Annotated in this window: 22 protein-coding genes and 1 tRNA gene; 8 read left to right on the forward strand and 15 right to left on the reverse strand. The window is 40.2% G+C overall.

Going from position 1 to position 20,450, the window contains the following annotated elements; genetic code table 11:
- Positions 1-82: 82 nt before the first annotated feature.
- The 6 genes from DD649_RS04835 to rlmE form a co-directional block, all read right to left on the reverse strand.
- Positions 83-172 (reverse strand) — tRNA-Leu (locus DD649_RS04835).
- 103 nt (positions 173-275) lie between these two features.
- Positions 276-614 (reverse strand): preprotein translocase subunit SecG, encoded by a 339-nt coding sequence (secG, locus tag DD649_RS04840; RefSeq protein ID WP_294104171.1) that lies wholly within the window; start codon positions 612-614, stop codon positions 276-278.
- Between the two features lie 314 nt (positions 615-928).
- Positions 929-2,266 (reverse strand): phosphoglucosamine mutase, encoded by a 1,338-nt coding sequence (gene glmM, locus DD649_RS04845; RefSeq protein WP_294104172.1) that lies wholly within the window; start codon positions 2,264-2,266, stop codon positions 929-931.
- Entirely contained in the window at positions 2,259-3,107 is an 849-nt protein-coding gene (gene folP, locus DD649_RS04850) for a dihydropteroate synthase (protein ID WP_294104173.1), read from the reverse strand. Before folP ends, glmM begins: the two co-directional genes overlap by 8 nt.
- A gap of 71 nt (positions 3,108-3,178) precedes the next feature.
- Positions 3,179-5,191: an ATP-dependent zinc metalloprotease FtsH gene (gene ftsH, locus DD649_RS04855; protein ID WP_294104174.1), complete on the reverse strand. Its 2,013-nt coding sequence runs from the start codon at positions 5,189-5,191 to the stop codon at positions 3,179-3,181.
- 57 nt (positions 5,192-5,248) lie between these two features.
- Complete coding sequence (gene rlmE / locus DD649_RS04860; protein ID WP_294104175.1) at positions 5,249-5,878, reverse strand: 23S rRNA (uridine(2552)-2'-O)-methyltransferase RlmE; 630 nt, start codon at positions 5,876-5,878, stop codon at positions 5,249-5,251.
- Positions 5,879-6,013: 135 nt separating this feature from the next.
- Between rlmE and yhbY the strand changes: the two genes are divergently transcribed.
- Positions 6,014-6,307, forward strand: a complete 294-nt coding sequence (yhbY, locus tag DD649_RS04865) for a ribosome assembly RNA-binding protein YhbY (protein WP_294104176.1) — start codon at positions 6,014-6,016, stop codon at positions 6,305-6,307.
- 118 nt (positions 6,308-6,425) lie between these two features.
- Here the strand turns inward: yhbY and greA are convergent, their stop codons facing one another.
- Positions 6,426-6,902: a transcription elongation factor GreA gene (gene greA, locus DD649_RS04870; RefSeq protein WP_336429338.1), complete on the reverse strand. Its 477-nt coding sequence runs from the start codon at positions 6,900-6,902 to the stop codon at positions 6,426-6,428.
- Positions 6,903-7,159: 257 nt separating this feature from the next.
- On the opposite strand from greA, the gene dacB reads away from it, so the two are divergent.
- A complete protein-coding gene (gene dacB / locus DD649_RS04875; RefSeq protein ID WP_336429340.1) occupies positions 7,160-8,608 on the forward strand; it encodes a serine-type D-Ala-D-Ala carboxypeptidase in 1,449 nt (482 codons plus the stop codon).
- 103 nt (positions 8,609-8,711) lie between these two features.
- On the opposite strand, the gene cgtA is transcribed toward dacB, so the two are convergent.
- The 3 genes from cgtA to rplU form a co-directional block, all read right to left on the reverse strand.
- Positions 8,712-9,887 carry an Obg family GTPase CgtA gene (gene cgtA / locus DD649_RS04880; protein WP_294104180.1) on the reverse strand — a complete coding sequence of 392 codons (1,176 nt, stop codon included), beginning with the start codon at positions 9,885-9,887 and terminating at the stop codon, positions 8,712-8,714.
- Positions 9,888-10,015: 128 nt separating this feature from the next.
- The gene (gene rpmA / locus DD649_RS04885; protein WP_219244886.1) at positions 10,016-10,273 is read right to left on the reverse strand and encodes a 50S ribosomal protein L27; all 258 of its coding nucleotides are present in this window, start codon (positions 10,271-10,273) and stop codon (positions 10,016-10,018) included.
- A gap of 18 nt (positions 10,274-10,291) precedes the next feature.
- The gene (gene rplU / locus DD649_RS04890) at positions 10,292-10,600 is read right to left on the reverse strand and encodes a 50S ribosomal protein L21 (RefSeq protein ID WP_294104188.1); all 309 of its coding nucleotides are present in this window, start codon (positions 10,598-10,600) and stop codon (positions 10,292-10,294) included.
- A gap of 333 nt (positions 10,601-10,933) precedes the next feature.
- Between rplU and ispB the strand changes: the two genes are divergently transcribed.
- Positions 10,934-11,905 (forward strand): octaprenyl diphosphate synthase, encoded by a 972-nt coding sequence (gene ispB, locus DD649_RS04895; protein ID WP_294104190.1) that lies wholly within the window; start codon positions 10,934-10,936, stop codon positions 11,903-11,905.
- A 31-nt stretch (positions 11,906-11,936) separates the two neighbouring features.
- Here the strand turns inward: ispB and DD649_RS04900 are convergent, their stop codons facing one another.
- Together DD649_RS04900 and DD649_RS04905 are read right to left on the reverse strand one after the other, a co-directional pair.
- On the reverse strand, positions 11,937-12,299 hold the full coding sequence (locus DD649_RS04900; protein WP_294104192.1) for a DNA-binding protein: 363 nt from the start codon (positions 12,297-12,299) through the stop codon (positions 11,937-11,939).
- A gap of 132 nt (positions 12,300-12,431) precedes the next feature.
- Positions 12,432-12,779, reverse strand: coding sequence for a DNA-binding protein (locus DD649_RS04905; protein WP_294104194.1), 348 nt, complete (start codon positions 12,777-12,779; stop codon positions 12,432-12,434).
- Between the two features lie 512 nt (positions 12,780-13,291).
- Between DD649_RS04905 and DD649_RS04910 the strand changes: the two genes are divergently transcribed.
- Positions 13,292-13,564 carry a helix-turn-helix transcriptional regulator gene (locus DD649_RS04910; protein ID WP_336429347.1) on the forward strand — a complete coding sequence of 91 codons (273 nt, stop codon included), beginning with the start codon at positions 13,292-13,294 and terminating at the stop codon, positions 13,562-13,564.
- A gap of 467 nt (positions 13,565-14,031) precedes the next feature.
- On the opposite strand, the gene mdh is transcribed toward DD649_RS04910, so the two are convergent.
- A complete protein-coding gene (gene mdh / locus DD649_RS04915) occupies positions 14,032-14,970 on the reverse strand; it encodes a malate dehydrogenase (protein WP_294104198.1) in 939 nt (312 codons plus the stop codon).
- A 493-nt stretch (positions 14,971-15,463) separates the two neighbouring features.
- On the opposite strand from mdh, the gene argR reads away from it, so the two are divergent.
- Complete coding sequence (gene argR, locus DD649_RS04920; protein ID WP_294104200.1) at positions 15,464-15,934, forward strand: transcriptional regulator ArgR; 471 nt, start codon at positions 15,464-15,466, stop codon at positions 15,932-15,934.
- Between the two features lie 191 nt (positions 15,935-16,125).
- Positions 16,126-16,536: a DUF6122 family protein gene (locus tag DD649_RS04925; protein ID WP_294104201.1), complete on the forward strand. Its 411-nt coding sequence runs from the start codon at positions 16,126-16,128 to the stop codon at positions 16,534-16,536.
- An 89-nt stretch (positions 16,537-16,625) separates the two neighbouring features.
- Here the strand turns inward: DD649_RS04925 and mpl are convergent, their stop codons facing one another.
- Positions 16,626-18,005, reverse strand: a complete 1,380-nt coding sequence (mpl, locus tag DD649_RS04930) for a UDP-N-acetylmuramate:L-alanyl-gamma-D-glutamyl-meso-diaminopimelate ligase (RefSeq protein ID WP_294104202.1) — start codon at positions 18,003-18,005, stop codon at positions 16,626-16,628.
- A gap of 161 nt (positions 18,006-18,166) precedes the next feature.
- Between mpl and fbp the strand changes: the two genes are divergently transcribed.
- Together fbp and ppa are read left to right on the forward strand one after the other, a co-directional pair.
- Positions 18,167-19,174 carry a class 1 fructose-bisphosphatase gene (gene fbp / locus DD649_RS04935; protein ID WP_294104204.1) on the forward strand — a complete coding sequence of 336 codons (1,008 nt, stop codon included), beginning with the start codon at positions 18,167-18,169 and terminating at the stop codon, positions 19,172-19,174.
- 217 nt (positions 19,175-19,391) lie between these two features.
- Entirely contained in the window at positions 19,392-19,922 is a 531-nt protein-coding gene (gene ppa / locus DD649_RS04940; protein ID WP_294104206.1) for an inorganic diphosphatase, read from the forward strand.
- A gap of 174 nt (positions 19,923-20,096) precedes the next feature.
- On the opposite strand, the gene DD649_RS04945 is transcribed toward ppa, so the two are convergent.
- A complete protein-coding gene (locus DD649_RS04945; protein ID WP_294104207.1) occupies positions 20,097-20,450 on the reverse strand; it encodes a gamma-glutamylcyclotransferase in 354 nt (117 codons plus the stop codon).

A 20,450-nucleotide genomic window follows, 5' to 3' on the forward strand; every position in this document is an offset into this window, starting at 1 on the left:
TACCAGACTGCTCCATCCCGCGTTCGAAAACGTGTCGTATTCTACACAGATAACTTATAAATCTCAAGTTATCTTAAAATAATGGTGCCGAGAACGGGACTTGAACCCGTACGCCCGTTTTGTAGGCACTACCACCTCAAGGTAGCGTGTATACCAATTTCACCACCTCGGCACTGAGGTGAGGCTACTAATTGACTTAATAACCTCTAATTCTTTATTTTACTGCTTACTGCTTTTGATGATGACTATAAGCCTTCATCCGGAATTATTCACACTTAACGAGGAATATCGCTCGTTGGTGTTGCTGGTGCTGCCGGAACGTCTGTTGGTTGCTCGACTTTTGCCGGTTCACTAATGTTTTCCCATTTACTACCTGTTCCGTATTTGTTGGCAGTCATATTGCCAAGCACTAAACTGATAATGAAAAACACAGCAGCCAAAATTCCAGTCATACGGGTCATAAAGTTACCTGAGCCCGATGAACCAAACAGTGTTGCAGAGGCACCCGCACCGAATGATGCACCCATATCAGCACCTTTACCTTGCTGTAACATAACTAGGCAAATAAGCCCAATAGACGCTAGCAAGAAAATAATTAAAAGAGCTATATACATTTGAGTTACCTATTCAGTTACGGTCCATAGCGCATTGCTATGACCTTTATCACTGCACACCTGCTCAATTATTTTTAACTATTTCGCTTAAAGCTACTTTTGAGGAAAGCGCTTTAACGAGATTGAGCAGGTGCGAATACTAACCAAAGCTGAGCTGACAAGCAAGTCTATTTTGACGCGATTTGGTTATTTGCAGAAAAAATAATCAAAGCTGCAAAATAATGCTCAACCACACCCATACTTCACCTTTTTCAATATTTTAATCGCGTCTTTATAAGCAGACGATTAAGCAATAACTAAGGTTAGCGAAAAAATTAACCCGCCGCTTTTACTGCATCAGCAATCCGATTTGCCATTTCCGTAACTTCGGCCTCGTTTTCGCCCTCAACCATCACTCGAATCAATGGTTCAGTACCTGATTTTCTCAGTAAAACGCGACCTTTTCCGGCGAGTTCTTTTTCAACTTGCTCATAAACTGCAATCACACTATCACTTTGCAGCGGGTCATGTTTACCTTTGAAGCGGACATTCACCAAAATTTGAGGTAATAATTTCATACCACTACACAGGTCATGCAAACTCATATGATTACGCACGATTGCACTAAGCACTTGTAGCCCAGCAACAATGCCATCACCCGTGGTCGTTTTATCTAATAAAATAATATGCCCAGAATTTTCAGCGCCCATACGCCAGCCTTTCTCTTGCAATTTTTCAAGCACATAGCGGTCACCCACTTTCGCTCTATCAAAAGGAATGCCGAGTTGTTTTAGGGCAATTTCTAATCCCATATTACTCATCAGAGTTCCAATTACACCACCTTTCAGCTGGCCTTGGCGTAATGCTTCACGAGCAATAATATACAGAATTTGGTCACCATCAACTTTGTTACCTTGGTGATCAACCATGATAATACGATCGCCATCACCATCAAATGCGAGGCCAACATCTGCTTTTTCCGCTAATACTTTGGCTTGTAGCATGCGCACATCAGTTGCACCACATTCTTCATTGATATTGATACCATTAGGATCGCAACCAATTGTAATAACCTCAGCCCCTAGCTCACGAAAAACATTTGGCGCAATGTGATAAGTCGCACCATTTGCGCAGTCAATCACAACTTTCAAACTCGCAAGGCTTTGTTCACTTGGGAACGTACCTTTACAAAATTCAATATAGCGACCAGCAGCATCCACAATACGGTTAGCACGGCCTAACTCAGCAGACTCAACGCAAGTAATTGGTTTTTCCATTTCAGCTTCGATGGCTTCTTCAACTTCATCAGGCAATTTGGTGCCATCGATTGAGAAGAACTTAATGCCGTTATCATAATAAGGATTATGAGATGCAGAAATAACAATTCCCGCTTCTGCGCGAAATGTACGCGTTAAATAAGCAACCGCAGGTGTTGGCATGGGGCCTGTGAATGAAGCAGATAAGCCCGCTGCGGCTAAACCAGCCTCTAAAGATGACTCCAACATATAACCAGAGATACGCGTATCTTTACCGATAATAATTTTGCGAGAACCATGGCGAGCAAGTACTTTTCCCGCAGCCCAACCAAGTTTTAAAACAAAATCAGGTGTAATTGGGCTATCACCCACTTTTCCACGTATACCATCGGTACCAAAATATTTACGATTACTCATACGCTAACTTTTCCTTTTCTGACAGAGTCATCTGAACGACCTGCATTGCTTGTACAGTTTCTTTCACATCATGAACACGAATTATGTGCGCGCCTTGCATGGCAGCGATTACTGCGCAAGTCAGACTACCTGCAAGTCTATCTTGCGGTGGAACATTCAATAATTGCCCAATCATAGATTTTCGTGACATTCCTGCCAATAGCGGAAGTCCTAAATTATGAAACTGTTCTAAGTTTGCCAATAACTGGTAATTATGCGACAGGTTTTTACCAAAGCCAAAGCCTGGATCGAGTATTATTTGCTGTTTATCAATCCCGGCGCTGACACAACGCTCGATTTCAGCCATTAAATAATGTTTAACGTCATACACCACATTGTCATAATCCGGTGCGTCTTGCATCGTTCTTGGCTGACCTTTCATATGCATAATACAAACGGGTAGACCTGTGTTAGCGGCAACTTCAAGTGCATAAGGTTCATGTAATGAGCGAATATCGTTAATAATATGCATGCCTGCTTTAGCCGCTTCGTCCATCACTTGCGCTTTCGACGTATCCACAGAAATCCATACATCAAATCGCTGGGCGATTGCTTCAACAATAGGGATCACTCTTGCTAATTCTTCATCAACAGAAACCTCAGCTGCGCCTGGGCGCGTTGATTCTCCACCAATATCAATAATTGCTGCGCCTTCTTGAACCATCTTAGCAACATGTTCTAAAGCATCATGATAACGATTATGGGTGCCACCATCTGAGAATGAGTCAGGAGTAACATTCAAAATCCCCATCACTTTCGGTGTAGACAAGTCAAGGACACTTCCTCTTGCTTTGATTTGCATTATTATTTTACCTTAACGTAAAAAACCCCAGAGACCTGGGGTTTTATTAGCATCTAACTTTTCACGATAATTTACTGTGGCTTATTATCGTTATTATTATCTGATGATGTTGATTCATCAGCGTCATTCTTTGGTTCTACAGAACTCTCGTTTGCACTTGGTTCTTCAGAATTATTTTTTGGCTCTTCAGATTGAGGTTTAGCCGCTTGCTCAGTTTTCGCTGCACCTTTACCAAAGGTACCCGTCACATTGCTCACTTTTTTGTCTTCATCCCAACCTGCAGGTTCACGCACTGGACGACGATTCATTAAATCATCAATCATAGGCATATCGATAGTTTCATATTTTAACAATGCATCTTTAGTTGCATGCAAGATATCGATATTGTCTTTCAGTGTTTTATAAGCCAATTGGTAACAATGGTCCAAAATAATTTTGATTTCTTCATCAACAATACGTGCTGTTTCATCAGAAATACCAGAACCATTACCCGCAGAACGACCTAAAAATGCTGGGCCTTCTTCTTTTGCATATTGCATTGGACCTAAACGATCAGAGAAGCCCCACTGCGTTACCATGTTACGTGCTGTATTCGTTGCAAACTGAATATCAGATGACGCACCGGTAGTGACTTTTTCACGACCATAAATCAGCTCTTCAGCAATACGGCCTGCATACGCAGTTGCAATCATACCTTCAAGCTTCAAGCGGCTACGGCTAACTTCATCACCTTCTGGTAAGAAGAAAGCAACACCAAGCGCTTGTCCACGAGGAACGATTGTTACTTTATGAACAGGGTCATGCTCAGGCATCAAATGACCGATAATCATATGACCACCTTCATGATATGCCGTCGATTCTTTCTGTTCTTCGGTCATCATCAAGGAGCGACGTTCAGCACCCATCCAAATTTTGTCACGCGCTTTTTCAAACTCAACCATGGAAACAACACGCTTATCAGCACGTGCAGCAAACAATGCTGCTTCGTTTACCAAGTTTGCAAGCTCCGCACCTGAGAAACCAGGCGTTGCACGCGCAAGGATGAAAGTATCAACACTTGGGTCAATCGGTACACGACGCATATGAACTTTAAGAATTTGCTCACGGCCACGGACATCCGGTAAACCAACAACAACCTGACGGTCAAAACGACCTGGACGTAATAACGCAGGGTCAAGAACGTCTGCACGGTTAGTTGCAGCAATAACGATAATGCCTTCGTTGCCTTCAAAGCCGTCCATCTCAACCAACATTTGGTTCAGTGTTTGTTCACGTTCATCGTGACCACCACCAAGACCAGCTCCACGTTGACGACCAACAGCATCGATTTCATCAATAAAAATGATACAAGGCGCTGCTTTTTTCGCTTGTTCGAACATATCACGAACACGAGAAGCACCAACACCCACAAACATTTCTACGAAGTCAGAACCCGATATTGTAAAGAAAGGAACCTTAGCTTCACCGGCAATCGCTTTGGCGAGCAATGTTTTACCCGTTCCTGGAGGTCCTACCATCAGGACGCCTTTTGGAATTTTACCGCCAAGCTTTTGGAAACGCGCTGGTTCACGTAAGAATTCTACAATTTCGCCTACTTCTTCTTTTGCTTCATCGCAACCTGCAACGTCTGCAAATGTTGTTTTGATCTGATCTTCTGTCAGCATACGGGCTTTACTTTTGCCAAATGACATTGCCCCCTTACCGCCGCCACCTTGCATTTGGCGCATAAAGAAGATCCAGACACCAATCAACAGAAGCATTGGGAACCAGGAAATAAAAATTGATGTTAGTAAGCTAGGTTCTTCTGGTGGTTCACCAACAACCGTCACTTGCTTGTTCAGCAAAGTGTCTAACAACTTCTCATCCTGCATAGGAAGATAAGTTGTATAGCGGCTATTATCAGCTTTTCTGACGTTTAGTTCACGACCAGTGATACGAACTTCACGTACCTGATCCTGAGCCAACTCATTGATAAACGTAGAATAATCAACTCTGCGACTATTCGAGTCGCTTGGGCCAAAACTCTGGAACAAGGACATCAGAACAACTGCGATGACTAACCAGAGAATCAGGTTTTTCGCCATGTCACTCAAGGGATTAACCTCATATTACAACTGTGTTAACAAATAACGCTCAGGTTACTAAAGTTTTAGTCCTGTCGCTACAATGTATACTTCACGCGATCGTGCCCGCGAAGATTCGGGTTTACGAACTTTTACTTTCGTAAACAGGGAACGGATATCCCTAAGGTATTCATCAAAGCCTTCTCCCTGAAATACTTTGACAATGAAACTACCCCCAGGTGCCAGTACCGCACGGCACATATCCAATGCTAATTCAACCAGATACATAGAGCGAGGGATATCAACTGCAGGTGTCCCACTCATATTTGGCGCCATGTCAGACATGACTACCTGTACTTTTTTATCACCAACGCGTTCTAACAAAGCACCAAGCACTGCCTCATCACGAAAATCTCCTTGTAGGAAATCTACGCCGACAATTGGGTCCATAGGCAAAAGGTCACATGCGATAACTCGACCATTATTACCTATTTGGCTGACTACGTATTGCGACCAACCACCAGGGGCTGCTCCTAAATCAACAACGGTCATACCTGGTTTAAAAATTTTATCACCTTGCTGGATTTCTTCCAGTTTAAACCATGCACGTGAGCGTAGCCCTTTTTTTTGTGCTTGCAGAACATATTTATCACTAAAATGCTCTTGCAACCAGCGACTTGAGCTTGCCGTACGTTTTTTATTGGCCATTGCACTTTCCAACTATACTAATAGAAATATATCTATATTACTGCTTCTTTACCATCAAATAGATATAATTGATGGTGATAGATATCAGATGGCGGTAGAATAAGCCTTTTTCAATACTAACCAAGCAAATAATCGATGAAACTTAATAAAAAGCAAAATCAACACCTGAAAAGTCTCGCTCACCATTTGAATCCTGTTGTCATGATCGGTAACAATGGATTAACAGAAGGTGTATTAGCGGAGATTGAACTCTCTTTAGCACACCACGAGCTTATCAAAGTCAAAATCGCAGGCGAAGATCGTGATACTAAAACTTTGATCGCTGATGCAATTGTTCGTGAAACCGGTGCAGTAAATGTACAAGTCATTGGTAAAATACTTGTTCTTTACCGTCCTTCAGCGGATCGTAAAATCATTTTACCTAAATAATCACGCTTTATTTATATAAAAATGCCATTGAGCGCATGCTTTATATGAGGAAAAAGGCCGCCTGCGGCCTTTCTCTTTAAATCAGTAAAATAATATAACCAATTCAGTGAAATAGGAATCAGATATACTCAACTTTAAGAACTTCAAACTCTACATCACCGCCTGGCGTTTTAATCGAAACCGCATCATCGACGACTTTACCTACCAAACCACGCGCGATCGGCGAATTTACTGAAATTTTATTAATTTTAATATCAGCTTCGTCATCACCAACAATACGATAAGTCAGCTCTTCATCTGTATCGACATTCAATACGGTTACCGTCGCGCCAAAAATCACACGTCCAGTATTAGTTAATTTCGTAACATCAATGACTTGAGCATGTGAAAGTTTAGCTTCAATTTCTTGAATACGGCCTTCACAGAAGCCCTGCTGCTCACGAGCCGCATGATATTCCGCATTTTCTTTTAAATCGCCATGTTCTCGTGCATCTGCAATCGCAGTAATAATTTCAGGGCGACGGACAGATTTCAGATACTCGAGCTCTTCTCTAAGCTTATCTGCACCAAATACCGTCATTGGAATCTGTTTCATTGATAAATACCTCTGATTCAATCCTATAAAAAATAAGTATCTTCCTGATTTTGTAACAACAGTACACCGAACACCGCTGCAATACAGGGGGGTTCTTATTATCTATTAGGTGTAAATAACTCAATCAGACTAAGTTACTGACTTATCTTATCATAATATTCGCTATTTTAACTTAGAGTTAATCGCGGGTCATCGTTTACTTTATAAGGCATTACACTTTAGTATGTACAGTATGTCTAGCCTAATGCGTGAAATATATGCCGTTATTAACTTTAGCCAGAAAATTGATCTTCACTTTAGGAGTCGCCGTGACTACCACACAGGCGCTAGCTGTTCCTATTGATGACTATAAACAATATCTACCGGATGGCACTAATCTTGCTCTGGTCGCGCAGAAAGTCGGGAGTAATACCCCTCTTATCGATTATAACGCTCAACAAATGGCGCTTCCTGCCAGTACACAAAAAGTTGTCACCGCCCTTGCCGCATTACTACAGTTGGGTCCTGATTATCGTTTTGTGACCAATTTTGAAACCAGTGCAAAGCTAAATGATAAAACATTAGCGGGTGACCTTGTTATCCGATTTAGCGGTGATCCAACATTGACGCGTCAACAAATTCGCAATATGGCTAATGCATTAAAACAAATTGGTATTCAAAAAGTTGAGGGGGATTTAATTGTCGATATCTCAGCATTTGCCAGTCATGATAAAGCTCCGGGTTGGGTGTGGAATGATATGACCCAATGTTTTAGTGCTCCTCCTGCCGCTGCAATCATTGATAGAAACTGTTTTTCAGTGTCACTCTACCCTGCTGAAAAAGCAGGTGAGATGGCTTATATAAAAACGGCAAATTTTTATCCCGTGAATATGTTTAGCGAAGTGAGAACACTCGCTAAAGGCTCTACTGAAGCACGCTATTGTGAGTTGGATGTTGTTCCCGGCGAACTTAATCGCTACACATTAACCGGCTGTTTAATGCAAAGAAGTGAGCCTTTGCCTCTCGCATTTGCCGTGCAAAATGGTGCAAGTTATTCAGGGGCGATTGTTAAAAATGAACTCACAACAGCGGGTATTGAGTTAACAGGACATGTGAAGAAAAGAACTCAACTGACACCACAATCTCAAGTCCTCGTAAAAACAGAATCGAAGCCTTTACATGATTTATTAAAAGTCATGTTAAAAAAATCAGACAATATGATCGCCGATACTGTTTTTCGCACTATTGGCCGAGATTATTATGGTGTTCCAGGTACTTGGCGTTCAGGTTCTGATGCCGTAAGGCAAGTTCTAAAACAAAAAGCAGGTATTGATATCGGCAATACCGTTATGGTCGATGGCTCAGGATTATCACGTCATAATCTGATTAGCCCCGCAACCATGATGGAAGTTTTACAATTCATTGCCAAAAACGATCAACAACTTGATTTTATCTCAATGCTACCTTTGGCAGGACATGATGGCACATTGCGTTATCGTGGTGGTTTTGATGAGGCAGGTGTAAATGGTAAGGTTTCTGCAAAAACAGGCGCATTACAAGGAGTCTATAATCTTGCTGGCTTTCTAACGACAGCAAGTGGGCAACGCGTTGCTTTCGTACAATTTATCTCGGCATATGCAGTTCCACAAAGCCAACAACGTAGCCGACGAGTACCGCTGGTGCGCTTTGAAAGTCGATTGTATAAAGATCTTTATCAAAAAAATTGATCCTATCCTTAGATAAGATCCAATAAAAAAGGCGCAATTCCTAATGTTACATACGGAATTTTGCGCCTTTTATTTATCGCTAATGCTAATTAGCTGGTATTAACTATTTTTGGTAGATGAACTCGATACCTTCATCGTCTTCTTCGTCCCAATCATCATCCCAGTCTTCATCAACTTCTTCAGCTTCAGCCAATTGCTCTTTATGATAGTCATCCCACATAAATTCAATTTTTTCTGGTTGCAGCTCATCTTCTGTTGTTAGCATATTACGTGGTTGAGTATTCATGAACTCCATGATATCCCAACATAATGCTTTGACGCCTTCATGATTTACGGCAGAGATCATGTAGTACTTCTCTTCCCAACCCATGGCTTTAGCGATCTCTGCAGCACGTTTTGCTGATTCTTCTTCACCTAAAATATCAATTTTATTGAAAACTAACCAACGCGGTTTTGCGGCTAATTTTTCGCTGTATTTTTCTAGCTCACCGATGATGATCTTCGCATTTTCAACAGGATCAGTTTCATCGATTGGACAGATGTCGATCAAATGCAACAAGACTCGGCAACGCTCTAAATGTTTAAGAAATTGAATTCCTAAACCAGCACCTTCAGCAGCACCTTCGATCAAACCTGGAATATCAGCAACCACAAAACTTTGTTGGTTATCCATGCGTACAACACCCAAGCTTGGTACTAAGGTAGTAAATGGATAATCTGCAACTTTTGGTTTTGCTGCTGAAACAGAACGAATGAAGGTTGATTTACCCGCATTCGGCATTCCTAACATACCGACATCCGCTAATAGCAGCAATTCTAACATGAGTTCGCGTTCTTCGCCTTTGGTACCCATGGTACGTTGACGCGGAGCACGGTTTACTGATGTTTTAAAGCGAGTATTACCAAGGCCATGAAAACCGCCCTTAGCAACCATATGACGCTGTTCATGACGAGTCATGTCACTAAGTACTTCGTTAGTACCAAGATCGCGTACACGCGTTCCTACAGGGACTTTAATCGTGATATCTTGACCACGTCTACCAGTACATTCACGGCTTTGGCCATTTTGACCACGTTCCGCGCGGAACGATTTTTCAAAACGGTAGTCGATTAGCGTGTTGAGGTTTTCATCTGCCTGTAAATAGACATCACCACCATCACCACCATCACCACCATCAGGCCCGCCTTTTGGGATATATTTTTCACGACGAAAGCTGACACAACCATTGCCGCCATCTCCCGCCACAACCAATATTTTGGCTTCATCTACAAATTTCATTATTTTTCTCCGTATCTAGCCATTATAGAGCTGGATGGCAGTTTTACCCAGAGATGGCGTATTTTAAATATAAAAAGCCCCGCAAAAAGTTTTGCAGGGCTTTAATTCTAAATTAAAAGTCAGAAAACTTATTCAGCTTCGATACTGATAAATTTACGATTATTAGGACCTTTAACTTCAAATTTAACTTTACCGTCCGCCAGAGCGAACAGAGTGTGGTCACGGCCACAACCTACGTTGCTACCTGCGTGGAACTTAGTACCACGTTGACGAACAATGATGCTACCTGCTAATACAGCTTCACCACCGAAACGTTTCACACCCAGACGTTTAGCTTCTGAGTCGCGACCATTACGGGTCGAGCCGCCAGCCTTTTTATGTGCCATTAATCTGCTCTCCTAATCTTAAGCGATGCCAGTGATCTTAACATCAGTGAACCACTGACGGTGACCCTGTTGTTTACGGCTATGTTTACGACGACGGAACTTGACGATTTTAATTTTCTCGCCACGACCGTGTGCAACCACTTCCGCTTTCACTTTAACGCCTTCAACGACAGGAGCGCCGATTTGGATCTCGTCGCCATTAGCTACCATCAGAACTTGATCAAATTCAACAGTTTCACCTGTTGCGATGTCCAGCTTTTCTAGGCGGACAGTTTGACCTTCGCTAACTCGGTGTTGTTTACCACCACTTTGGAAAACCGCGTACATATTAACTCCGCTTTCCGCGTACTCGCTAAATATTTCAATTCCAGAGCACGCTATAAAATATTCACAATAGGGCGCGAATTCTACGCAAAAAAGCACCAGAACACAAGCCAATAATGCAGTCAGATTATAAAAAATACGACTTTTTTATCAAGACTCTCTTTTTGAGGCCGATTTATCATTGATAACTCAAATTGTTACTTATTTAAACATTTTTTGCATTACACCTGATAATCTTATAATTAATAGTGTTATGCTTACGCCATACATGTGCTATCGATTTCCCTTTTTTGTATTCAGGGAATGAACTAAAACTAATAATATGAATAATTTACGATGAATTTAGAATCTATTATTGAACTAACAACTGAAGATATGTCAGCGGTTAACGAAGTGATCCTCAGCCAATTGAATTCAGATGTCGCGTTGATTAATCAGCTTGGTTATTACATCGTGAGTGGTGGTGGAAAAAGGATCCGTCCGATGATCGCGATACTCGCAGGTCGATCCTTAGGTTATTCAGGCCAAAAACACATCCAAGTAGCCGCTTTAATTGAGTTTATCCACACAGCCACTCTATTACATGATGATGTTGTCGATGAATCAGATATGCGTCGAGGAAAACAAACGGCAAATGCAGTTTTTGGTAATGCTGCAAGCGTACTAGTTGGCGACTTTATTTACACTCGATCCTTTCAAATGATGACGGATCTTGATTCAATGCGCGTGCTCAAATTGATGTCTGAAGCAACTAATGTGATCGCTGAAGGTGAAGTATTACAGCTGATGAACTGCAACGATCCTAATATTACTGAAGAAAACTATATGCAAGTTATCTACAGTAAAACGGCGCGTTTATTTGAAGCTGCGGCGCATGCATCAGCAATTTTAGCCAATGCAACACCTGAACAAGAGAAAGCTTTACAGGATTATGGTCGTTACATTGGTACTGCATTCCAATTGATTGACGATCTGCTTGATTATGACGCTGATAATACCCAGTTAGGTAAAAATACAGGCGATGATCTTGATGAAGGGAAACCTACATTACCTCTTCTCCATGCTATGCAACATGGTAATGAAGAGGAATCAGCTTTAATTCGCCAAGCAATTGAGCAAGGGAATGGGCGTCATTTATTAGATACTGTGCTTGCAACAATGAAGCGTTGTGGTTCATTAGAATATACCTATGCACGTGCTCAGCAAGAATCTCAAAAAGCGGTTGATGCTTTAAGTGTGATTGAAAACTCAGTATATAAAGACGCATTAGTCAGCCTTGCACAGGTTGCTATCCAGCGCCACTCATAGGTTAGCTATTTTTGTTTAAAAAAGGGTGAAGCTATTTCACCCTTTTTTCTTCCTCTTCTATTCGGGCAAGAAGTGATGATAGCCCATATCGTAAAATATATTTTACGATAGTATTGCGCTCAGTTTCCGTTAATTGGTAGTAAGCTTCTGACCATATTTGTAAGGCGTCCGTCCTTTTGCTTTGGTAAGGCGCAGGAGGTTCACCAAGACTTAATTGACCTTGTATTTCCCCGGGTAAACTCTCGGCATAGTACTCTACCGCCTTTCCTTGAACGCCTCTTTTCCGACGATTTTTCCAGCCTTCTCTTCTTGCCATCAAGTTAACCCCTTGAGGCGAAGTTGGAAGACCCTCTAATCCTGCTAACTCTTTCGCAGTGAACCACAATTTTTTCATATTTTCACATTCACGCTTATATTATGAAACTAGCTGCTGTAGCTATAATAAATTATTATCTGTTAAGGCATTTTAGGCTAAAGATAATATTGTTTTTATAAATTAATTATTTTCGTCTTAATGTTCTGCTAATTATTTTTTATTAATTAAATCAACTAATGCTAGAGCACCTTCTCGTATAATAAAGGCTAAGATAAGCGCTCGTTCATCACTAGAAAGCTGGTTATATACTTCTTGCCAAATAGATGAGTTATCATTACGTTTCACTTGGTAGATAGCCGGCGTTTCATTGGCAAAGTGATGTTCAAAAATATCGATTGGCAAAGAACTAACATGATATTCCAAAGCCTTTCCTTGGATACCTTTTCTTTTACGACTAATCCAATTTTCTCGCCTTGCCATAGCATTAACACCTTGAGTTGTCATTGGAAGTCCTTGTAATCCAACTAACTCTTTTGCCATTAACCACTCCTTATACATAACTGACCCTCCTAGTCATGATGGCAACTTGTTTACAGTTGCTGAAAACTATCTATATTTTCTTAAAACCTCGTTGAATCATTCTTCTTTTTATTAGTACAAAATAATATATAAAGCATATATGTTATTTATATTTTAATTTCTTTTAATAACAGCTAATTAAATAGCGTAACCGTTAATAGCCAAGACAAAATTCATAAAAACTATATAGGTATTATATATACAAGTAAGGACAACCGTTAAATACGTCATTTACACAACTAACTAATAATAGTTAGTTTTACTTTCAAAGCATTAGCTTATTTCACAATTATCATTTCCAAGTTTCTATATATTTCATAAAAACAACGATAGTTTCATAAAACTGAATTTTAAGAAAAATTTAGAAATCTTTTTGAGAAAATTCTGTTATTTTATTTCCAATAACAGGGAGATTACACTGAATGTATCACAATACCCTGTTACATGTACCACTAACTCTACATGATTCTGAGTGAAAAAAGGACTAAAAAATGATTTTACGGAAATCCGACTGGCATCCAGCAGATATCATCGCAGCTTTACGTAAGCGTGGAACAACACTCGCCGCAATTTCTCGAGGAGCAGGATTAAGCTCTTCAACACTTGCAAATGCACTTTCACGACCTTGGCCTAAAGGTGAGTGGATTATTGCTAATTTTTTAGGAATACACCCATCAGAGATTTGGCCAAGCCGTTATTATGACTCAATTACAGGTGATTTATTAGAAAGGAAGGTTAGAGAGCGGTCACCTGATTTAATCTGAGAATAGGCAAAGACAAAAGCCGTCAGTGATATGCCATTTTTAGGTTGTAGTACACAGAAATACGGCTTTTATCTTTTGACTGTCTTTAGACATGACTTCATTTATAGCTAATAATATAAAAAATGACTTAACTAATACGATAAATTTATCTAACAGACAAATATATTCATTCTTAAAGGTATTTAGGCGCTATATCTAAGTATGAAATTATAAAGACTATGTGGGATGTGTAATATCATTCCAGTTTTAAGACATTTCATATTTTAAAGCTTATCGTTATCTCGTTATGTTATAGCGGTTGAATCATAATGATCAAGTCATCGCTATCTAGCATCTTTCAATCAAATGAAAATTTTTTAAAAATAAAAAAAGGTTGAGCTTTAAGTATAGAGGCTCAACCTTAGTTATAAACGACACATTTTAGGACAATTTATAAGAATTGCTCATGAGCAATTCATTTATCAATATTAATTATTGATAAATTTTTCACCTAACTCGATATCGCCTTTCAATACATCTAACATTTCAGTCAGTGCTTTTTGTTCAAATGCGCTTAGTTCACCGATAGGCAAGTGTTTTTCAATACCGTTTTTACCGAGCAGAACAGGTTGAGCAAAGAAACGTGCATGTGCACCTTCACCTTCTGTGTATACGCACTCAACAACATTGCTTTCGCCTTGCAGTCCACGGATCAATGATAAACCCAGACGTGCAGCTGCTTGTCCCATAGACAAAGTTGCAGAACCGCCACCTGCTTTAGCTTCAACAACTTCAGTCCCTGCGTTTTGGATACGCTTAGTTAGCGCTGCCACTTCTTCATCAGTGAAGCTAACACCTTTCACTTGAGACAGTAGAGGCAAAATGGTGACACCAGAGTGGCCACCAATAACAGGCACTTCAATTTCGTGTGTTTTTTTGCCTTTTAATTCAGCGACAAAAGTATTAGAACGAATAATATCCAGTGTAGTCACACCAAATAAACGGTTTTTATCATAAACGCCTGCTTTTTTCAGCACTTCTGCAGCAATTGCCACAGTGGTATTAACTGGGTTAGTAATAATCCCAATGAGCGCTTTTGGACAGGTCACCGCTATTTGTTGAGTCAGATTACGTACGATGCCTGCGTTAACATTAAACAGGTCAGAGCGATCCATTCCTGGTTTACGCGCAACACCCGCAGAAATCAGAACAACATCAGCACCTTTTAGCGCTGGAGTGGCATCTTCACCGGCAAAACCAACAACCTTAACATCTGTTGGGATGTGGCTAAGGTCGGCGGCAACACCTGGAGTAACGGGTGCGATGTCATAGAGAGAGAGTTCTGAACCTGCTGGAAGCTGATTTTTGAGAAGAAGGGCTAGAGCCTGACCGATACCACCTGCTGCACCTAGGACTGCAACTTTCATTCTGAAACTCCTTAAATTGTACTTTCAAAAATATGAATTCATCTAATTATGCACTAAACACATTACGTATAAAAAACAATTTCTTAACAGATATAGAGAGATATTAACGCGAGATAATTTGTATACTAATTTTCACTATTCTAAACAAATTCCTTATCTGTTAATGAGATAACGGGCACTTTTTTAACAAATAGTTTTTCTCACTATTGTATTTCGCACAATAAGTTGTTTTCGCTGTTTATTATTCGAACAAAGACCAAGAAGTTAACAATATTTTCACAACTTTCTCGGGTAAATTTATTAATACTCTATATTATATTTTCACATCGCTAATTTAATATAAGCCAGTTTTTGTCGCTGTAAAATATATCACTTAAATCGTAAAAAATTAATTCCTTGCTGCTTATAAAACGGTCATAACGCAATTTTGTTGCATAAAAATGCACATTTACGGATAATACAACTTAGTTTAATGCCAAAGAATGGGTTAATTATGCGTACACCGTCTAAACAAGAAGACTTGGTTAAGGCTTTTAAAGCCCTACTTAAAGAAGAAAAATTCAGTTCTCAAGCCGAGATAGTGATTGCGCTTCAAGAACAAGGCTTTGATAACATTAATCAATCTAAAATTTCCAGAATGCTAACTAAGTTTGGCGCGGTTCGTACGCGTAATGCAAAAATGGAAATGGTTTACTGCCTACCATCAGAGCCTGGCGTTCCGACAGCAACGAGCCCACTTAAAAATCTTGTACTTGATATTGATTACAACCACTCGGTTGTAGTGATTAGAACAAGTCCTGGTGCAGCCCAACTTATTGCACGTTTGTTAGATTCTTTAGGTAAAGCAGAAGGTATCCTTGGTAGTATTGCAGGTGATGACACTATTTTCTCTACCCCAGCGAATAATTTCACCACTCTTGAACTTTACGAAGCAATATTAACGCTGTTTGATCAAGAGCTTTAAATTCACACAATGTATTTTCCAAGTGCTTTCTCATTATTATCATTGAGATAGCGATTAAAGAGGGGGAAATATCATTTTCCCTCTTTTTGTTTATCAAAGTTAGTTACGCGAGTTAGTGCAAAATCAATTATTTAAATCACATGAAAATAAATAATTAATTGAGTTATAAATCATAAGATTGAGATTATATTGTGATATTTGAGATCTTTAGAAACATCGTACACTATGGTTTCCACTTTCTGGTTCCGATTCTTTTTGGCTATCTATTTTGGCGAAAAAATTGGAAATTAGCATCATTAATCATGATATCGACAATGGCTATCGATTTAGATCATTTACTGGCGACGCCAATTTTTGATCCTAATCGTTGCGGCATCGGTTTCCATCCTATGCATACGGTTTGGGCAGCAATTGCCTATGTTTGCTTATTTTTAATACCATCATGGAAACTAAAAGCAATCGCAGTAGGTTGTCTATTTCACTTATTCACTGATTCACTTGATTGTTATATGGGAAGTTTAAAACAAGAAACAAATATCTCTTTTTTGAATTGTGGAAATGGAAGTGAAAGTCTTTGGGATAGGGCTTTAAAAATTAAATAAATCTTTAACATAGAAAAACACCCCAAAGTGACTATCCAACTTTTGGGGTGTAATTTAATATTTAGCGAGGGCTTTGTTACTTATAAGTGCTACTCTTCTATTTCAATATCAGCCTTGCTCTTCAAACCCGCCAGTAATTTTCCATGAATGCCACCAAAATCACCGTTACTCATGACAAGGATATAGTCTCCTGGCTGAGCGGTTTCAATGACCATATTAGCCAAAACATCAATATCTGCACTCCAACGCGCAGGTTGCACACAATTTTCAGCAATATCCGTAACCATCCAAGGAATATTAGCAGGTTGGAATAAGAATACTTCATCAGCGCGACCTAATGCAGGCGCAATATCATTTTTATTGATCCCCATTTTCATGGTATTCGAACGAGGTTCAAGTACGGCAATGATACGTGAAGTACCGCCAACTTTGCTGCGTAATGCTTCTAACGTCGCTAAAATTGCTGTTGGATGATGGGCAAAGTCATCATAAACATTAACACCAAATTCAACACCACGTAATTCAAGGCGACGTCGTGCGTTAATGAATTTATCTAAAGCAAGGCAAGCTTCTTTGGCCGGTACTCCAACATGGTGCGCAGCAGCAATCGCCATCAAACCATTTTGGATATTATGATTACCAACTTGGACCCAATTCACTTCACCGACACTTTGTTGTTGATAGTAAACTTCATAATGGCTGCCATCATGATTTAATTTTTTAGCTTGCCACTCGCCACTGTCACCTACTAGCTCTTGTTCGCTCCAACATCCCATACCAATAACCTGTTTTAGGTTACTATCATTGTCTGGCATGAAAATTTTTCCACTACCCGGCACGATACGCACCAAGTGATGGAATTGCTTTTGAATCGCTTCTAGGTTTTCGAAAATATCAGCATGATCAAACTCAAGGTTATTTAACACCAAGGTTTTTGGGCTGTAATGCACAAATTTAGAGCGCTTATCAAAGAAAGCACAATCGTACTCATCAGCCTCAATAACAAAAAATGGGCTATCACCGATTTGAGCAGAGACTTCAAAATTGCCCGGTACACCACCGATTAAAAAACCTGGTTTGTAGCCACAATCTTCAAGTATCCAAGCCAACATACCTGCTGTTGTGGTTTTTCCATGAGTACCAGCTACTGCGAGTACCCAACGCTCAGGTAAAACATGTTCATGTAACCATTGGGGACCCGATGTATATGGTAAGCCTCTTTCTAATACTGCTTCAACACAAGGGTTACCACGTGTCATTGCATTACCAATAACAACCATGTCAGGCTCAGGACTTAGCTGAGCGGGATCATAGCCTTGAATAAGTTCAATACCTTGTTTTTCAAGCAACGTGCTCATCGGTGGATACACGTTTGCATCCGAGCCTGTGACTTTATAGCCTAAAGAACGAGCCAATATTGCTAAGCTTCCCATAAAGGTGCCGCATATCCCTAAAATATGTATGTGCATTATGTTTCATCCAATAGCATGAGGTTTGTCACCATTCTACCCATCAATAGCCGCTTTATAAATGCATTAACCTATTAATCTTTTCTTTATTTAGTTAAACTCCTCGCGCAAGGGTACAATAAGCCCTCAAACCTCTGTCAATTTTATTCAGGACCTTCGTCATGAAAACATTAGGCGAATTCATCGTCGAAAAGCAACACGAATTTTCTCATGCAACAGGAGAGCTGACTGCATTACTGTCAGCAATCAAACTGGGCGCTAAAATTATCCATCGTGATATTAACAAAGCTGGACTTGTAGACATTCTTGGCACAAGTGGTGTGTCAAATGTTCAAGGTGAAGTTCAGATGAAGCTCGACCTGTATGCAAATGAAAAGCTGAAAGCGGCTTTGAAAGCGCGTGGAGAAGTCGCCGGTATCGCCTCTGAAGAAGAAGATGAAATTGTCATTTTCGAAGGTGACCGTGCAGAAAACGCAAAATATGTCGTTTTAATGGACCCACTAGATGGTTCTTCAAATATCGATGTAAACGTTTCCGTTGGTACAATTTTCTCAATTTACCATCGTATTACACCAATCGGGCAATCGGTTACTGAGGCTGATTTCCTACAGCCAGGTCATCGTCAAGTTGCTGCAGGTTATGTCGTTTACGGTTCTTCTACAATGCTGGTTTATACGACCGGTTGTGGCGTTCATGCATTCACCTATGACCCATCATTAGGTGTTTTCTGCCTTTCTCACGAAAAAGTAATGTATCCGGCAGAAGGCAAAATGTACTCGATTAACGAAGGTAACTACATCAAGTTCCCAATGGGTGTTAAAAAGTATATTAAATACTGCCAGGAACAAGATGAAGCGACAGGTCGTCCTTATACCACACGCTATATTGGCTCTTTAGTGGCTGATTTCCATCGTAACTTACTCAAAGGTGGAATTTATATCTACCCGAGTACCGCAAGCCATCCTAATGGAAAACTGCGTTTACTGTATGAGTGTAACCCAATTGCATTCTTAGCTGAACAAGCACATGGTAAAGCAAGTGACGGCGTGAATCGTATCCTGGACATAATCCCTACTGAATTACACCAACGTGCACCTTTCTTTGTCGGTACGAAGTCGATGGTTGAAAAAGCAGAATCATTTATGCGTGAATTTCCAGATTCTGAGTAATATCTCTTAGCACTCGATATATGAATATCAAGGCGGGCTCACCCCGCCTTCTTTATTCACTTTTTTCAATGAATTCGTCCCTCTTTACAGCTATAATATTTGCCACATTATCTACTCTAGGGAATTCAGGTTGTATAACGGCCATAAACTAAGCCCGTACAAATGCAATTTGAGCAATAATAGATAGATTGGTTTATAACATTAAAGGATACTTTTCATGGGCCTGAACAATGTACCGGCAGGTAAAGATCTGCCTGATGATATCTACGTTATCATTGAAATCCCTGCTAACGCAGATCCAATCAAATATGAAGTGGATAAAGAATCTGGCGCTCTATTTGTAGACCGCTTTATGTCTACTGCGATGTTCTATCCATGCAACTATGGTTACATCAACAACACGCTGTCATTAGATGGCGATCCTGTCGATGTATTAGTACCAACACCTTACCCATTACAACCAGGTTCAGTGATCCGTTGCCGTCCAGTTGGCGTGCTGAAAATGACGGATGAATCAGGTGAAGATGCGAAACTAGTTGCTGTTCCACACACAAAACTGAGCAAAGAATACGATCACATCAAAGATGTGAACGACCTGCCAGAATTACTGCGTGCACAAATCACTCACTTCTTTGAACACTATAAAGATCTTGAAAAAGGTAAGTGGGTAAAAGTTGACGGATGGGATGATATCAATGCTGCTAAAGCAGAGATCATCGCTTCTTTCGAACGCGCTGCAAAAAAATAGTTTATTCTCTTTAAGAAAATCAAAGTTCTGGCCAAGGTCAGAACTTTTTTTTTGTTCTTTTTATTTTTTGGGCTACCGTTTTTTCGACTCAAAACTTAAAAAAAACGCCGGCACATCCGCCAGCGTTCTATAACTTTCATCACTTCTATGATTTTAATTAACGGACTATAATTCTTATTGGCCCGCTTCTTCATCTCGCTTGAGCCAATCACCGCTCTTAATGTGGCGCAAACCATCAACAGAGTGCCTATACAGATAAATCCAAGCATTACCGTATGGCGTCGGAATTAACTCTCTGACGTAGTCCTGTGAGTTTTTTTTCAGTTCATCTAACTCAGTTAAAATAGACGGATTGATACGATAAACTTCACATTCAATCGAACCATTTCCTTTAACGACCGCAGGATAATACCCTAGATCATAGAGTTCATAGCCTTCTAGTGTATGCTCTCCTAACAGTTGAGCATAGGTCATCCAGTGATGATTTCCCTGCTGGCGCCTTAAACTACCATAAACAATCACTCGCAT

Origin of the sequence: Providencia sp., assembly GCF_003533305.1 — a bacterium.
Classification (GTDB): Bacteria; Pseudomonadota; Gammaproteobacteria; order Enterobacterales; family Enterobacteriaceae; genus Providencia.

Excerpts from the sequence above, each read along its gene's own strand:
- rplU (WP_294104188.1), bottom strand. The coding sequence starts at position 10,600 with ATGTACGCGGTTTTCCAAAGTGGTGGTAAACAACACCGAGTTAGCGAA.
- ispB (WP_294104190.1), top strand. The coding sequence starts at position 10,934 with ATGAATTTAGAATCTATTATTGAACTAACAACTGAAGATATGTCAGCG.
- glmM (WP_294104172.1), bottom strand. The coding sequence starts at position 2,266 with ATGAGTAATCGTAAATATTTTGGTACCGATGGTATACGTGGAAAAGTG.
- secG (WP_294104171.1), bottom strand. The coding sequence starts at position 614 with ATGTATATAGCTCTTTTAATTATTTTCTTGCTAGCGTCTATTGGGCTT.
- rpmA (WP_219244886.1), bottom strand. The coding sequence starts at position 10,273 with ATGGCACATAAAAAGGCTGGCGGCTCGACCCGTAATGGTCGCGACTCA.
- dacB (WP_336429340.1), top strand. The coding sequence starts at position 7,160 with ATGCCGTTATTAACTTTAGCCAGAAAATTGATCTTCACTTTAGGAGTC.
- fbp (WP_294104204.1), top strand. The coding sequence starts at position 18,167 with ATGAAAACATTAGGCGAATTCATCGTCGAAAAGCAACACGAATTTTCT.
- DD649_RS04905 (WP_294104194.1), bottom strand. The coding sequence starts at position 12,779 with ATGTATAAGGAGTGGTTAATGGCAAAAGAGTTAGTTGGATTACAAGGA.
- greA (WP_336429338.1), bottom strand. The coding sequence starts at position 6,902 with ATGAAACAGATTCCAATGACGGTATTTGGTGCAGATAAGCTTAGAGAA.
- argR (WP_294104200.1), top strand. The coding sequence starts at position 15,464 with ATGCGTACACCGTCTAAACAAGAAGACTTGGTTAAGGCTTTTAAAGCC.
- ftsH (WP_294104174.1), bottom strand. The coding sequence starts at position 5,191 with ATGGCGAAAAACCTGATTCTCTGGTTAGTCATCGCAGTTGTTCTGATG.
- mpl (WP_294104202.1), bottom strand. The coding sequence starts at position 18,005 with ATGCACATACATATTTTAGGGATATGCGGCACCTTTATGGGAAGCTTA.
- cgtA (WP_294104180.1), bottom strand. The coding sequence starts at position 9,887 with ATGAAATTTGTAGATGAAGCCAAAATATTGGTTGTGGCGGGAGATGGC.
- mdh (WP_294104198.1), bottom strand. The coding sequence starts at position 14,970 with ATGAAAGTTGCAGTCCTAGGTGCAGCAGGTGGTATCGGTCAGGCTCTA.
- DD649_RS04945 (WP_294104207.1), bottom strand. The coding sequence starts at position 20,450 with ATGCGAGTGATTGTTTATGGTAGTTTAAGGCGCCAGCAGGGAAATCAT.
- rlmE (WP_294104175.1), bottom strand. The coding sequence starts at position 5,878 with ATGGCCAATAAAAAACGTACGGCAAGCTCAAGTCGCTGGTTGCAAGAG.
- DD649_RS04900 (WP_294104192.1), bottom strand. The coding sequence starts at position 12,299 with ATGAAAAAATTGTGGTTCACTGCGAAAGAGTTAGCAGGATTAGAGGGT.
- folP (WP_294104173.1), bottom strand. The coding sequence starts at position 3,107 with ATGCAAATCAAAGCAAGAGGAAGTGTCCTTGACTTGTCTACACCGAAA.
- DD649_RS04910 (WP_336429347.1), top strand. The coding sequence starts at position 13,292 with ATGATTTTACGGAAATCCGACTGGCATCCAGCAGATATCATCGCAGCT.
- ppa (WP_294104206.1), top strand. The coding sequence starts at position 19,392 with ATGGGCCTGAACAATGTACCGGCAGGTAAAGATCTGCCTGATGATATC.
- yhbY (WP_294104176.1), top strand. The coding sequence starts at position 6,014 with ATGAAACTTAATAAAAAGCAAAATCAACACCTGAAAAGTCTCGCTCAC.